This window comes from Microbacterium sp. STRO-1N, from assembly GCF_057748015.1.
The window spans coordinates 2,395,836-2,410,083 of the sequence record NZ_CM173234.1 but is presented as its reverse complement, the minus strand read 5'-3'; the positions used below and the strand labels follow the sequence as shown (position 1 = coordinate 2,410,083).

At 68.7% G+C, this 14,248-nt stretch carries 15 protein-coding genes and 1 tRNA gene; 8 read left to right on the top strand and 8 right to left on the bottom strand.

The window, feature by feature from the left end; genetic code table 11:
- Positions 1–19 precede the first annotated feature (19 nt).
- Positions 20–508 carry a nucleoside deaminase gene (locus tag AC3ANJ_RS11690; RefSeq protein ID WP_488316448.1) on the top strand — a complete coding sequence of 163 codons (489 nt, stop codon included), beginning with the start codon at positions 20–22 and terminating at the stop codon, positions 506–508.
- Positions 509–513: 5 nt separating this feature from the next.
- Here the strand turns inward: AC3ANJ_RS11690 and AC3ANJ_RS11685 are convergent, their stop codons facing one another.
- Entirely contained in the window at positions 514–891 is a 378-nt protein-coding gene (locus tag AC3ANJ_RS11685) for a GNAT family N-acetyltransferase (protein ID WP_488316447.1), read from the bottom strand.
- Between the two features lie 12 nt (positions 892–903).
- Between AC3ANJ_RS11685 and AC3ANJ_RS11680 the strand changes: the two genes are divergently transcribed.
- Positions 904–1,047, top strand: a complete 144-nt coding sequence (locus tag AC3ANJ_RS11680) for a hypothetical protein (RefSeq protein ID WP_488316446.1) — start codon at positions 904–906, stop codon at positions 1,045–1,047.
- Positions 1,048–1,123: 76 nt separating this feature from the next.
- On the opposite strand, the gene AC3ANJ_RS11675 is transcribed toward AC3ANJ_RS11680, so the two are convergent.
- The 6 genes from AC3ANJ_RS11675 to AC3ANJ_RS11650 all read right to left on the bottom strand — a co-directional run bounded on the left by AC3ANJ_RS11675 (position 1,124) and on the right by AC3ANJ_RS11650 (position 4,598).
- On the bottom strand, positions 1,124–2,101 hold the full coding sequence (locus tag AC3ANJ_RS11675) for a zinc-binding dehydrogenase (protein WP_488316445.1): 978 nt from the start codon (positions 2,099–2,101) through the stop codon (positions 1,124–1,126).
- Positions 2,101–2,523 (bottom strand): organic hydroperoxide resistance protein, encoded by a 423-nt coding sequence (locus tag AC3ANJ_RS11670; protein WP_488316444.1) that lies wholly within the window; start codon positions 2,521–2,523, stop codon positions 2,101–2,103. Before AC3ANJ_RS11670 ends, AC3ANJ_RS11675 begins: the two co-directional genes overlap by 1 nt.
- 36 nt (positions 2,524–2,559) lie before the next feature.
- Positions 2,560–3,003 (bottom strand): MarR family winged helix-turn-helix transcriptional regulator, encoded by a 444-nt coding sequence (locus tag AC3ANJ_RS11665; protein ID WP_488316443.1) that lies wholly within the window; start codon positions 3,001–3,003, stop codon positions 2,560–2,562.
- Between the two features lie 58 nt (positions 3,004–3,061).
- On the bottom strand, positions 3,062–3,526 hold the full coding sequence (locus tag AC3ANJ_RS11660; RefSeq protein WP_488316442.1) for an HIT family protein: 465 nt from the start codon (positions 3,524–3,526) through the stop codon (positions 3,062–3,064).
- Between the two features lie 182 nt (positions 3,527–3,708).
- A tRNA-Arg gene (locus tag AC3ANJ_RS11655) sits at positions 3,709–3,781 on the bottom strand.
- Between the two features lie 16 nt (positions 3,782–3,797).
- Positions 3,798–4,598, bottom strand: a complete 801-nt coding sequence (locus tag AC3ANJ_RS11650) for an SGNH/GDSL hydrolase family protein (RefSeq protein ID WP_488316441.1) — start codon at positions 4,596–4,598, stop codon at positions 3,798–3,800.
- Between the two features lie 70 nt (positions 4,599–4,668).
- On the opposite strand from AC3ANJ_RS11650, the gene argS reads away from it, so the two are divergent.
- Together argS and AC3ANJ_RS11640 are read left to right on the top strand one after the other, a co-directional pair.
- A complete protein-coding gene (gene argS / locus AC3ANJ_RS11645; protein ID WP_488316440.1) occupies positions 4,669–6,333 on the top strand; it encodes an arginine--tRNA ligase in 1,665 nt (554 codons plus the stop codon).
- A 25-nt stretch (positions 6,334–6,358) separates the two neighbouring features.
- Entirely contained in the window at positions 6,359–7,201 is an 843-nt protein-coding gene (locus AC3ANJ_RS11640; protein ID WP_488316439.1) for a DUF2993 domain-containing protein, read from the top strand.
- 3 nt (positions 7,202–7,204) lie between these two features.
- Here AC3ANJ_RS11640 and AC3ANJ_RS11635 read toward each other — a convergent pair whose 3' ends face one another.
- A complete protein-coding gene (locus AC3ANJ_RS11635) occupies positions 7,205–8,203 on the bottom strand; it encodes a YihY/virulence factor BrkB family protein (protein WP_488316438.1) in 999 nt (332 codons plus the stop codon).
- Between the two features lie 183 nt (positions 8,204–8,386).
- Between AC3ANJ_RS11635 and lysA the strand changes: the two genes are divergently transcribed.
- From lysA to rho, 4 genes are all read left to right on the top strand, one after another.
- Positions 8,387–9,826, top strand: a complete 1,440-nt coding sequence (lysA, locus tag AC3ANJ_RS11630) for a diaminopimelate decarboxylase (RefSeq protein ID WP_488316437.1) — start codon at positions 8,387–8,389, stop codon at positions 9,824–9,826.
- A complete protein-coding gene (locus AC3ANJ_RS11625; protein WP_406249723.1) occupies positions 9,823–11,139 on the top strand; it encodes a homoserine dehydrogenase in 1,317 nt (438 codons plus the stop codon). Before lysA ends, AC3ANJ_RS11625 begins: the two co-directional genes overlap by 4 nt.
- Position 11,140: 1 nt before the next feature.
- Positions 11,141–12,061 carry a homoserine kinase gene (gene thrB / locus AC3ANJ_RS11620; RefSeq protein WP_488316436.1) on the top strand — a complete coding sequence of 307 codons (921 nt, stop codon included), beginning with the start codon at positions 11,141–11,143 and terminating at the stop codon, positions 12,059–12,061.
- Between the two features lie 163 nt (positions 12,062–12,224).
- Positions 12,225–14,231, top strand: coding sequence for a transcription termination factor Rho (gene rho, locus AC3ANJ_RS11615; protein ID WP_488316435.1), 2,007 nt, complete (start codon positions 12,225–12,227; stop codon positions 14,229–14,231).
- The last annotated feature ends 17 nt before the right edge of the window (positions 14,232–14,248 follow it).

The following is a 14,248-nucleotide window of genomic DNA, read 5'->3' as shown; positions in this document are numbered from 1 at the left end:
CAGGCGAGACGCTTGATCCATGGCGATCTCGGAAACTGATCTTGTCCACCTGCGGCGATGCGTGGAGCTGGCGCGTGAGGCGCTCGAGGACGGGGACGAGCCGTTCGGTTCCGTGCTGGTGTCGGCCGGCGGTGAGGTGCTGTTCGAGGACCGCAATCGTGTGAAGGACGGCGATGCGACGCGGCATCCGGAGCTCGAGATCAGCCGGTGGGCCGCCGCTCACCTGAGCCCGACGGAACGTGCGACCGCCGTCGTCTACACGTCCGGAGAGCACTGCCCGATGTGCTCGGCGAGCCACGGCTGGGTCGGGCTGGGACGCATCGTCTATGCGGGCTCGACCGAGCAGCTGCTGGCATGGGCGGCCGAGCGCGGTGTGGCGGCGGGGCCTGTGGCACCGCTGCCGATTCAGGAGATCGTGCCGGATGCCGTCGTCGACGGCCCTGCGCTCGTCTTCGCGGACGAGCTGAGGGCGTTGCATGTACGCCGGTGGGAGCGCGACGGCGTGTAACTGCCTCAGTACCCGGCAGCGCGCTCCCACACCCATGGAACAGTCTCAGTGACCTTCACCAGGCCTGCGCGCTCCAGTATCGGGCGTGAAGCCTCGGTCGAGTCCGAATGGATCCAGCGCACGCCCTGCGACATCGCGGAGCGCGCGCGGGCAGCGGTGAGCGCCCGGTAGATGCCGCGCCCTCGGTACTCGGGGAGGGTCGCTCCGCCCCAGATGCCGGCGAACGCTGTTCCCGGGATCCGGTCGATCCGGCCGGCGCTGACGATGCGGCCGTCGACTTCCGCCGCCCATACCTCAACAGACGCTCCGCCGGCCTGTGGCGTCAGGATCGTGGACAGCATGCTGTCGGCCTTGGGACTCCCGCCGAAAACGGAGTCCTGCATGTCGGTTTTCTCGTGTTCGGCTTTCTCGGCATCCCGGCGATGGTGGTCGCGGCAGTCGCCGCGGCATCCGTCCTGGGTATCATCGTCGGCCAGGTGCTGTGGGCAGGCGACCTGTTCGGCATGGGCGCCGACATGCAGCCGGAGTACATCCCGTAGCTCGGCATGAAAGACGAACGCCGGTCATCGGAGGTGATGACCGGCGATTGTCTTCCACGCGGGGACGACGAGCGGCTCAGAACTTCAGCAGCACCTTGCCGATACGGCCCGCCGTGTTGCTCGCGCGCACGGCGTCCGCGGCATCAGCGGCGTCGAAGGTCCCGGCGACCGGCAGCGTGAGCGTTCCGTCGGAGACGCGCTGGATCAGCTCCCCGAAGAGGGCGCCCTTGGTCGCGGTATCCATCGTCTGGCTGACCTTGCTTCCCCAGAAGCCCTTGACCGTGGCCTGCTTGAAGATGACGTCGCCGGATGCAATCTCCATGACCGGCGAGCTCATGGCGCCGAAGGCGACGAGCGTGCCGTTCTCGGCGAGCAGCGACAGGACATGTCCGGATGCGGCGCCACCGACCGAGTCGACGCCGGCGACGATCGGGGCGCCGCCGGTGAGCTTCGCCGCCTGCTCGCGCCAGTCGTCCTGATCGGTGGAGATGACGTTCTCGATGCCCTGGGAACGGAGCTCCTCGATGCCCTCGGCGCGTCGGACGAGACCGAGGACGTTGATGCCACGCGCCTTGCCGAGCTGCGCGAGCATGCGGCCGACGGCGCCGTTCGCCGCGTTCTGGACGATCCAGTCGCCCTCGTTCACCTCGAGGAACTGCAGCAGGCTGATCGTGCTGAAGGGCATCGAGATCAACTGGGCGGCGGCCTCATCGGGCAGGGCCTCCGGCACGGGGATGAGCCCGGCCGCGTTCGTGACGATGTACTCCGCCCAGGCTCCGAACGCTCCGCCGCTGGCGACGCGCTGTCCGACGGCGAGGTTCTCGACGCCCTCGCCGAGGGCATCCACGATGCCGAGGGCCTCGGTTCCGGATGCCGCGGGCAGCTCGGGCTTGAAGCCGTATGTCCCGCGGATCGTCCAGATGTCGTGATTGTGGATGGGGGAGAGCACGATCCGCAGACGGACCTGGCCGGGGCCTGGTTCCGGCATCGGGCGGTCTTCGACGACGAGGACGTCCTCGGCCGGGCCGAATGTGTGGTGGATGAGAGCGCGCATCAGTCCTCCGACACCGTGATGGCGACGTCGATGTTTCCACGCGTCGCGTTCGAATAAGGGCAGACCTGATGCGCGGCATCCGCCAGCGCCTGGGCCTGATCGTGGGGGAGGTCGGGGATGACGACCTCGAGCTGCACGGCGAGGCCGTAGCCGCCGGCACCGTTGGACCCGATCTGCACGCGGGCTCCGACGGACGAGTCCGCGATCGACACCTTCTGCGCCCGGGCGACGGTCTGCAGCGCCGAGTGGAAGCACGCGGCGTAGCCGGCGGCGAAAAGCTGTTCGGGGTTGGCGCCGTCACCGGAGCCGCCCATCTCCTTGGGGATGGCGAGATCCAGGTCGAGGCGGCCTTCGCTCGTGGCGACGCGGCCGTTGCGGCCGGCGCCGGTGGCGACGGCTTCGGCGGTGTACAGGGCTTCCATCGTGTGGATTCCTTCTTCCTGTGTTCGTGGACGGGGTCAGTTCGTTGCGATGGGTGTGCCCGCCTGGAGCAGAGCGGTCAGCTCTTGCAGTTCTGCGATGAGGCGGCGGCGGTGGGCATCGTCATGGATGCCGGCGAGCTCGGCGACCTGTGCGCGGATGGGGGCGAGTTCGGCACGCAGTGCCTGGCCTTCGTCGGTGAGCTGCACCGTGACGACGCGTTCGTCGATCGTGCTGCGCGTCTTGGTGACGAGTCCGGCCTGCTCGAGCCGGCGGACCAGGGGAGAGAGAGTTCCGGAGTCGAGCTGCATGGCGTCGCCCAGAGAGCCGATGGTCTGCTCGCCCTCGTTCCAGAGGACGGCGAGCACGAGGTACTGCGGATAGGTGAGCTTCCATGGCGCGAGCAGCGTCCGGTACACCTGGGTCGTCGCGCGTGCCGCCGAGTAGAGGGAGAAGCACACCATCTCGTCTGTGATGCTCATACCTTAATAGTTGCACGCAATTGAGTTGTGCACAACTCAATTGACGGGAAGATCTGCGTCAGAGTGTCATCCATGCCTGCCTGATGGCGTCGGCGCGTGCAGTCAGCGCGTCGCGATCGAGGAACACTGGCCCGTCGGAGATGTCGACGTTCCGTGTCGGATCATCGCCCGCGTGCTGGGGGAGCAGGTGGCAGTGCAGATGCGGCATCCGGTGCCCCATGACGAGATAGTCGATCTTTCGGGGCTCCAGGGCTGCCCCGATCGCGCGCCCGGCCCGCTGCACGTCGCGCCAGAACGCGGCCAACTGGCCGGGCGCGAGATCTGCGAGGTCCGTATGGTGCTCGCGAAGGATGACGAGGCCATAGCCGGCATGTGCCTGGTTGCGCGCAAGGCGCAGGTGGGTCGTGTCGGTCGAGGCGATCAAGACGCTGTGCGGATTGGAATGGAGATGTGCATCGGCGCACATGCCGCACCCGGCTACCGCGTTGAGGGCGGCCCATTCCTCGTCGCTCCACCAGGACATCAGGCGGTGCGTCCATCCAGGGTGGCATTGGGGCCCATGCTTGCCGATCCTAGGGCGGTCCCGAGTCGGGAAAGAAGACAAACGTTGGTTCTGGATTCTCAGAATCGACGTTTGTCTTCTTTCCCGTCCGCCGACGGAGACGCGAAGAGGGCCGTCCGGATGGACGGCCCTCTTCGCGAATGTGCCCCCGACAGGAGTCGAACCTGCGACCTACGGTACCGGAAACCGGCGCTCTATCCACTGAGCTACGGAGGCGTACCGAACGACGATATCACTGCTCGGGCACGGTCTCCGACCCGACCGGCGCAGTCGTCAGCTCTCCGCCGAACTCGGCGAGTGCTTCGACGACTTTCTCCGCGAGGTACTGATGACCGGCGGTGGACGGATGCTTGCGTCCGAGGTCCACATCGATCACGTCGAGATAGTTGTCGGGGGTGATCCACTCCCGAGCGATGGGGGAGATGTACCACCAGCCGCGCGAGGCTGCGAGCTCGCCGAGATCCACATCGATGCGCGCCGTCCCCTCGCCGACGGGCAGTTCGTGCGGTGCCGGTCCCAGGACGACGATCGCGGCATCCGGATACAGACCAGCGAGCGCATCCCACGCCGCGTTCACGGCATCCCGGTAGCCGGCCTCGCCCTGCAGGCGGTCGTTGATCGATCCCTGGATGATCACGAGATCCGGGTCGAGCCCGGGGTTCAACGCGGCGATGCGTTCGCCGAAGGCCGGGCCGTCGAGTCCTGGCTTGAGATAACCGCTGCCTCGGACGCCTTTGACCACCGATTCGCCGTTCAACAGGCCTCCGAGTCGGTAGGCGTAGCCGTGCGTGAAGGGTGCCGCTGCGGACCCGTAGGTCCACGAGTCGCCGAACACGAGCACGACCGGATGCTCGGGGAGCGCGAGCGGTGCTGGCTCGGCGACCATGGCCGCATCGCCGGCACCGATCGGAGCAGCCTCCGGCAACGGCGCCCATGGTCGCCACAGCCCGAGAAGGAGCACCGAGACGGCCACCAGGACCAACGCGCAGAACGCGAGAACGCGCCCTCGGTGCGCGCGGGAAGCCAGGTTCATGGCATGAGAGTAGATCACGATCAGCCCAGCGCAAATTCCGACCCGGTCGGAGCCGTAAACTGGGGTCGCTATGAACCCCGACACCCTCGCCGCAGCCCTCCTCAACGTCGTCACTCCGATCGCGGCATCCCTGCGACCGGATGAGGCCCTGAACCTCACGGAATCCGACGTCGTGCTGGAGCGTCCGCGCAACCGCGATCACGGCGATTGGGCATCCAACCTGGCGATGCGCCTCGCGAAGCCGCTGGGAACCAACCCGCGCGCCCTCGCCGAGCAGATCGCGACCGCGCTCGCCGAGGTCGACGGCGTTGCGAGCGCCGAGGTCGCGGGTCCCGGTTTCATCAACATCCGTCTCGAGGCCGGCGCCGCGGGCGTCCTGGCGAAGACGATCGTCGACGCCGGCACGGCGTACGGAACCAACGATTCTCAGGCGGGCGTGAGCGTGAACGTGGAGTTCGTCTCGGCGAACCCGACGGGCCCGCTGCACATCGCGCACACCCGCTGGGCGGCTCTCGGCGATTCGATCGTGCGCCTGCTGCTCGCCAGCGGCGCGAACGCGGTGCGCGAGTACTACATCAACGACGCCGGTGCGCAGATGGAGCGCTTCGCGCTGTCCATCGTCGCCGCGGCCAAGGGCGAGCCGACCCCTGAGGGCGGCTACCCGGGCGAGTACATCACCGCACTGGCCGGGCGAGTCGTCGAGGCGCGCCCCGATCTGCTCGGCCTTCCCGAGAACGAGCAGCTCGTCGTCGCCCGCGACCTCGCCTACGAGTATCAGCTCGCCGAGATCAAGAACTCGCTCGCGCAGTTCAACGTGCCGTTCGACGTGTGGTTCTCCGAGCGCACTCTGCACGCGAAGGACGCCGAGGGCTCGAGCCTCATCGACCAGGCCGTCGACCGCCTGCGCGAACAGGGTCACGTCTTCGACGAGGACGGCGCCGTCTGGGTGCGCACGACTGACTTCGGCGACGACAAGGACCGTGTCATCCGCCGCTCGAACGGGGAGTACACGTACTTCGCCGCGGACGCCGCCTACTACCTGAGCAAGGGCGACCGCGGGTTCGAGAACAAGATCTACCTCCTCGGTGCCGACCACCACGGCTATGTGCACCGTCTGAAGGCGGTCGCCGGCGCCGCCGGTGAGGACCCGGAGAAGAACATCCACGTCCTGATCGGTCAGATGGTCTCCATCAACGGCGCCCGTCTCAGCAAGCGCGCCGGGAACATCATCGAGATGGACGATCTGCTGGCCTGGCTCGGCACCGACGCTCTGCGCTACTCGCTGGAGCGGTCGCCGGCGGACTCGCCGCTGGATCTCGACCCTGAGCTGCTGCAGAAGCGCACCAACGACAACCCGGTGTTCTACGTGCAGTACGCGCATGCCCGCACGCACAACGTCGCACGCAACGCCACTGACTCCGGCGTCGACCGCAGCGAGTTCGTGCCCGAGACGCTCACGCACGAGACCGAGTCCGCGCTGCTGGGCGCCCTGCAGGAGTTCCCGCGCATCGTGGCCTTCGCCGCTCAGGTCCGAGAGCCGCACCGCATCGCGCGCTATCTCGAGGAACTCGCGGGCCTGTACCACCGCTGGTACGACAACTGCCGCGTCATCCCGCAGGGTGACGACCCGATCGAGAGCGTGCATCGCACCCGTCTGTGGCTGAACGACGCCGCCGGACAGGTCTTCCGCAACGGGCTCGACCTGCTCGGCGTCTCCGCGCCGGAGCGCATGTAGTCCGGACGACCGGCCGAAAGGGATCATGAGCGACGACAACCGCACCGAGCCTTATCCGGACCTCTCGATCGAGCATCCGACCCTCGTGATCCCCGGAAAGGTGGATGCCACGGCATCCGCACCGAAGCCGAAGCGCAAGCGCTGGCCGTGGATCGTCGGCGGTGTCGTCGTGGTCCTCATCGTGCTCGTCGTGGCGGCCGAGCTGATCGCGCGCGCGGTGCTGCCCGGTATCGCCCGCGGCATCGTGATCGACCAGCTCGATCTCCCGGCCGACCAGCAACTCGACGTGCAGGCGGAAGGCGTCCTGCTGCCGCAGCTGATCGCGGGGAACCTGACCGAGCTGAAGCTCTCCACGGATGCCGTGACCATCGGCGACATCACGGGCGCCGTCGACGTCACCGCGCTGGGCGTCCCGCTGCGCGGCGGCGATCTGGAATCGGCGAGCGGGACGGTCCGGATCGATCAGGAGCAGTTCCAGTCGCTTCTCGAGCACACGGACCTGCCCATCGATTCGCTCACGTTCGAAGAACCGGACGTCACGGCCGCTGGGTCCGTCCCCGTGCTCGGCTTCGGCCTGCCGGTCGCCCTCACGGCGATACCAGGCGCAGAGGGCGGAGAACTCACGCTCACCCCGGTCAGACTGCTCATCGGGGGAGTGGAACTGAACGCCGACGAGGTATCGGATCGGCTGGGAGAGCTCGGTTCGCGCCTGACGGAGACGCAGTACATCTGCATCGCGGATCAGCTGCCGGCCGGACTCACGCTCACGGGACTGACGATCGAGGGCTCCGAGGCCGTCGCGGACCTGTCCGTCGCCGGAGGAATCGTCTCGGATCCTGCGTTGCAGGAGAACGGCGTCTGCGAGTAGATCTCACTCCTTCGACTCGGAGGATGCCGCCTCCCTGGCGGCCTTCAGCGCGGTCACTGCGACGCCGACGTCGTGCTCAGCCCTCTGGACGCGACGCTGTGCGAACGTGCTGGCGCCGAATCGTGCGCTGACCCGATCCTCGGACTCCTCGATGCCGGTGACGACGTATGCGCAGGCGATCAGGATCACCTGCGTCGAGAAGTTCATCCAGATCAGCAGCGCCAGCAGCGACGCGAAGGTCGCGAGCAGAGGATTGGATGCCGCGCCGCCGACGAACAGGGTCGACAGCTCCTGGAGGATGATGAGGCCGATCGCGCCGAGGAACGCACCGGGCCACAGTGCGCGTCCCGGCGCGCGGCGTCCGGAGAGCAGGACGAAGACACCGGCGATCAGTCCGGCGTCGAGCGCGAAAACGACGAGAAGTGACACCGCTCGGACACCCCACTCGGCTCCGACGGAACCGCTCTGGATGCCCAGCAGTCCGGTCAGCCACGTGATGCCGAGCCGCCCCAGTGCGGTGAGCACGGCCGCGGCCAGGAAGGCGGTGCCGATGCCCACTGCGAGCAGCAGATTGCGCAGCACGACCCACACGATGAAGACGTCGGCTGTCACGGTGTCGGCGATGGTGCGCACGGCGGTGCGCAACGACCCGACGGCGCCGAGCGCCGCAACGACCAGTGCGACGGTCGAGATGATGCTCGCGAGCGACAGTCCGGCGGGAACGGCGATCTCCTCGGGGTCTGCGATGACGCCGTCTTCGCCGAACAGGCCGGGGATCGCGGCGTCCACCGAGGCGACGAGAGCGGCCCACGCCTGCGGATTGTCCGCGAGCCAGACCGTGGCGAGCGAGAAGCCCAGCAGAACCCCGGCGAACACGCTGAAAAGTGCGCGATACGTGACGCTGTCTGCCAGCATGGCGCCGCGTCGTTCGACGTACAGCAGCACCGCCCGCACGAGCCTGCGCTGCAGCGCCCAGGCGGTGACGCGTTCGACCGTCTTCATGCCGCAACCGTACGGCACCGTCCGGACGCGACGCAGGGGGCTTGCCCGCAGCACGACCGATCGAGTACCGCTGCGGAACACAACGTCACCATGACGGAGGCCGATGAGTCGTTGCCCTAGAATCGGGGGCAACCTCGCCGTGCGTCTCTTCGCCCGAGAACCCGAACCCACGATTGGTCCGCTGTGCTTCCCCCCGCCGATTCACTCGCCCCTGACTGGCTCCACGTGCCAGAGGACGCCAACGATCTCGCCCCCGGTGTGTGGCCGGCATCCACCGTCCGAGACGAAACCGGACAGCTCCGCATCGCGGGCCTCGGCGCCGCCGAACTCGTGCGCACGTACGGTTCGCCGGTGCTCGTGCTCGACGAGGACGAGGTGCGTTCCAGGGCGCGTGCGTTCCACGACGCGTTCACCGCGGCGACAGCCGAGCACGGCACGACGGCCCGGGTCTACTACGCGGGCAAGGCGTTCCTCTCCACCGCCGTCGCGCGGTGGGTCACGGACGAGGGCCTGAACGTCGACGTCTGCACGCGCGGCGAGCTCGAGGTCGCGCTCGCGGCAGGCGTGGAGCCCCGGCGCATCGGCTTCCACGGGAACAACAAGTCCGTCTCGGAGCTCGAACGAGCGGTCGAGATCGGCGTCGGCACGATCATCGTCGACAGCCTCATCGAGATCGAGCGGCTCGGCGCGATCACCGCCCGCACCGGTGCCGTGCAGAGCATCCTCATCCGTGTGAACAGCGGCGTGCACGCCGAGACCCATGACTTCCTCGCGACGGCGCACGAAGACCAGAAGTTCGGCTTCGCCTTCCCGGATGCCGAGGCCGCCGCAGCCCGCATCCGAGAGATCGACGGACTGCGGCTGCTCGGACTGCACTGCCACATCGGATCGCAGATCTTCGGCGTCGCCGGGTTCCGCGAGTCGGCCGGCCGCGTGCTCGAGCTGCACGAGCGACTGCGAGCCGGAGGAGAGCTGCCGCTGCTGAACCTCGGCGGCGGGTTCGGCATCGCCTACACCCGCGTGGACGACCCGACGCCGATCTCCGACCTCGCCGCCGAGATCGTCGACGCCGTCGCGGCGGGCTGCGCCGTCCGCGGCATCCCGCTCCCCGAACTCGCTTTCGAACCCGGCCGTGCGATCGTCGGCACGGCCGGAGTCACCCTCTACGAGATCGGCACGACCAAGGACGTCACGCTCGACGCGGGAGCACGCCGCTACGTCAGCGTCGACGGCGGGATGAGCGACAATGCCCGCCCTGCCCTGTACGGTGCGCAGTTCTCTGCACGGCTCGCGTCGCGCGCCGGCGGTGGCGATCCCGTGCTCGTCCGCGTCGTCGGAAAGCACTGCGAATCCGGTGACATCGTCGTCGATCACGAGTACCTGCCCGATGATCTGGCACCAGGAGATCTGCTCGCGGTGCCGGCCACGGGCGCCTACTGCGCGTCGCTGGCCAGCAACTACAACCACGTCCCGCGCCCCGCGGTCGTCGCCGTGTCCCGCGGCACGTCCCGGGTGATCGTGCGCGGCGAGACGATCGACGACCTGCTTGCCCGGGATGCCGGTGTCACCGGCATCCGCACCGCTGACGGCGGGGCCTCCGGCTCCGCAGAAGGAGAACGATGACCCGCGGGAACGATCCGGCACAGTATCGAACGCTTCGAGTGGCGCTGCTCGGCGCCGGAGCCGTGGGGTCGCAGGTCGCCTCCCTGCTGCTGCGGCACGGCGATGAGCTGGCGGACCGGGCCGGTGCTCGCCTCGAGCTGGCGGGGATCGCCGTGCGCAATCCGGACGCGGCTCGCGACGTCGAACTCCCGCGCGAGCTGATCACGACGGACGCTGAGAGCCTGATCCTCGGCAGCGACATCGTGATCGAGCTGATGGGCGGCATCGAGCCTGCCCGCACCCAGGTGCTGACCGCCCTGGGCTCCGGCGCCGATGTCGTCACCGCCAACAAGGCTCTGCTGGCGTCGCACGGCCCCGAGCTCTTCGAGGCGGCCGACCAGGTCGGAGCCTCGGTGTACTACGAGGCGGCTGCGGCAGGTGCCATCCCCATCATCCGACCGCTGCGCGATTCGCTCGCCGGCGATCGGGTCGTGCGCATCATGGGCATCGTCAACGGCACCACGAACTACATCCTCGACCGCATGGACACCGAGGGAGCCGACTTCGACGACGTGCTCGCCGATGCGCAGCGACTGGGCTACGCCGAAGCGGATCCGACCGCGGATGTCGAGGGCTACGACGCTGCGCAGAAGGCGGCGATCCTCGCGAGTCTCGCCTTCCACACCACCGTCCCGCTGGATGCGGTGCACCGCGAGGGCATCACCGGCATCAGTGCGGGAATGATCCAGCAGGCGCGCGACGCCGGCTACGTCATCAAGCTCCTCGCGGTGTGCGAGCGCCTCACGGTCGACGGCGTCGAGTCCATCTCGGTGCGCGTCTATCCGGCGCTCGTCGCCCGCAGCCACCCGCTCGCCTCGGTGCACGGCGCGAACAACGCTGTGTTCGTCGAGGCGGAGGCAGCCGGCTCGCTGATGTTCTACGGAGCAGGCGCCGGTGGGGTGCAGACCGCGTCCGCCGTGCTCGGCGACGTCGTGTCGGCGGCCCGTCGGCACATCGCCGGCGGCGTCGGGGTCGGCGAATCCACGAGGGCGAATCTGCCCATCGTGCCCATCGCGCACGTCACCACGCGCTACCAGATCACGCTCGAGGTCGAGGACCAGCCGGGTGTGCTCGCCCGGGTCGCTGGCCTCCTCAGCGAGGGCGACGTCTCGGTCGCGACGGTCGTGCAGACCACGGAAGGCGAAGGCACCGCTCGGCTCGTGATCGGCACGCACCGCGCCTCTGAGGGCGCGCTCAGCACCACGGTCGAGCGCCTCGCCGCGAGCGATGTCGTCGACCGCGTGATCGCCGTGCTGCGCGTCGAGGGGGAGTGAGATGACCTCGATCGTCGTCCGCGTCCCGGCGACCAGCGCCAATCTCGGTCCCGGTTTCGACACGCTCGGCCTCGCGCTGAGCGTCTACGACGAACTCGTCGTCACGCCGCTGTCGGATGACCGCCTCGAGATCGAGGTCTCCGGCACCGGAGCGGACGAGATCGCCCGAGACGAATCGAACCTCGTCTATCGCTCGATCGCGCATGTGTATGCGGATGCCGGTCGCGAGGTCCCCGGGTTGCGCATCGTCGCGCGGAACGGCGTGCCGCACGGCCGCGGGCTCGGCTCCTCGGGCGCGGCCGTCGCCGCCGGCGTGCTCGCCGCGCAGGGATTGCTCTCGGGTGTCGTCGAGCTCGACGATGACGCGCTGCTGCGCCTGGCGACCGAGCTCGAGGGTCATCCTGACAACGTCGCCCCTGCGCTGTTCGGCGGGCTGACGATCGCGTGGACGGGCGAGGACGGCCCGCGGCACAAGAAGCTGCAGGTGCACCGCGGCGTCGCGCCGCTCGTGCTGGTGCCGGAGCACACCGTTTCGACGACGCTCGCCCGCTCGCTGCAGCCGATGCAGGTACCTCGTGAGGATGCCGTGTTCAACGTCTCGCGCTCGGCTCTGCTGATCGCGGCGTTGACGCAGAGCCCCGAACTGCTGCTGGACGCGACCGCCGATCGCCTGCACCAGGATTACCGCGCCCAGGCGATGCCGGAGACGTACGCACTCGTGCAGGCACTGCGGCAGGCGGGCTTCGCCGCCGTCGTTTCGGGTGCCGGACCCAGTGTCCTGGTGCTGTGCGACGGCCCTGGCCGACGCCTCGAAGCCGTCGACGTGGCGACCAGGGTCACGGACACCCCGTGGGACGCCATCATGCCGGCCGTCGATGTGCGGGGTGGTACAGTAAAGGAACGAGCGGAGGGGTCCGCGTAGTTTCGTGAATCTGGCCCCCATCGCAATCTGCGAATTCCGTACGTCACATCCAGAGCCTTCATCGTTCTGGCCTACGAGCGCCAAGCGCCCGTGCGTACGAACGTGCACGGCACCCGTCGTGCGCGGCTGACGCTCACATCCCACGACATATAAGGGAGTACTCGTGGAGAATTTCTCCGAGACCCAGAACGACCAGCCCGCAGCGGCGTCCGCGCCTGCTGCCGAGGCACCCGCGGCTGACGCATCCGCCGCGGCCGAGACCAAGGCGCCGGCGCGCAAGCGCGCACCGCGCCGCGCGACGACCGCGACGGCCGCAGCCAAGGCTGCAGCCGCTGAGGCGGCCGCAGAGGCACCAGCAGCCGCCGCACCTGCGACCGACGCAGCCCCGGCGGGCGAGGCAGCCCCTGCGGCCGAGGCCGCTCCCAAGACGCCGCGTCGCAGCCGCGCCAAGAAGGCGGATGCTCCGGCATCCGACGCTCCGGCCACGGATGCAGCCGCACCCACGTCCGACGCACCCGCAGCCGAAGGCGATGCGCCCGCAGCGGCGCCGAAGGGCCGCAAGCGCCCGGCCAAGAAGGCGCCGGCTGCCGCCGAGGCTCCTGCCGAGGCACCCGCCGACGCGAAGAGCGACGCCAAGGCCGAGACGCCCCAGAGCGACGCGAACGCGAGCGACGGCGCGAAGGACGACTCCGCGGGCGATGCGCCGAAGCAGAACGGTTCGGACGCCGACTCCGCCGGCGACAACGGCGAAGAGGGCTCCGGCCGCGGCCGCAGCCGCAGCCGCAGTCGCAATCGCGGCCGCAGCGGCAACGCCCAGAACGGCAACGCCCAGAACGGCAACGCTCAGAGCGGCGGTTCGCAGAACGGCAACGCGCAGGAGCAGCAGCAGGCTCCGGCCGATGACGAGCAGTCCTCCGGCCGCAACCGTCAGCGCAACAAGCGCCGCGGCGCCGCGAACACCACGTCCGACGAGTTCGACACCGAGATCGGCGAGGACGACGTCCTGATCCCGATCGCCGGAATCCTCGACGTCCTCGACAACTACGCCTTCGTGCGCACGTCGGGGTATCTCGCCGGTGCCAGCGACGTCTACGTGTCGCTCGGCCAGGTCAAGAAGTACAACCTGCGCAAGGGCGACGCGGTCGTCGGTGCGATCAAGCAGCCCCGCGAGGGCGAGCAGCAGGGACGCCAGAAGTACAACGCTCTGGTGAAGGTCGACTCGATCAACGGCCTCTCGGTCGAGGACGCGGCCACGCGTGTCGAATTCGGCAAGCTCACGCCGCTGTACCCGCAGGAGCGTCTGCGTCTGGAGACCGCCCCAGAGAAGCTGACCCAGCGCATCATCGATCTGGTCGCCCCGATCGGCAAGGGCCAGCGCGGCCTGATCGTCGCGCCCCCGAAGGCCGGCAAGACGATCGTCCTGCAGCAGATCGCGAACGCGGTCTCGCAGAACAACCCCGAGGTCCACCTCATGGTCGTCCTCGTCGACGAGCGCCCCGAAGAGGTCACCGACATGCAGCGTTCGGTGAAGGGCGAGGTCATCGCCTCGACCTTCGACCGTCCGGCCGAGGACCACACCACGGTCGCCGAGCTCGCGATCGAGCGCGCCAAGCGTCTGGTCGAGCTGGGCCGCGACGTCGTCGTGCTGCTCGACTCGATCACGCGTCTCGGTCGTGCCTACAACATCTCGGCTCCGGCATCCGGCCGTGTGCTCACCGGCGGCGTCGACGCATCCGCGCTGTACCCGCCCAAGCGCTTCTTCGGCGCTGCGCGCAACATCGAGAACGGCGGATCCCTCACGATCCTCGCCACGGCGCTCGTCGAGACCGGATCCAAGATGGACGAGGTCATCTTCGAGGAGTTCAAGGGCACCGGCAACAGCGAGCTGCGCCTGTCGCGTCAGCTGGCGGACAAGCGCATCTTCCCGGCGGTGGACGTCAACGCGTCCAGCACCCGTCGTGAGGAGATGCTGCTGAGCTCCGACGAGGTCCAGATCACCTGGAAGCTACGTCGCGCGCTGGCCGGCCTCGACACCCAGCAGGCGCTCGAGGTCGTCCTCGGCAAGCTCAAGGAGACCCACTCGAACGTGGAGTTCCTCGTCCAGATGCAGAAGTCGATCCCTGCACCTGCCACGGGCTCCAGCCACGGGCACGAGAACAACATCCGCTGAGTCCGTCGAGCTGACCG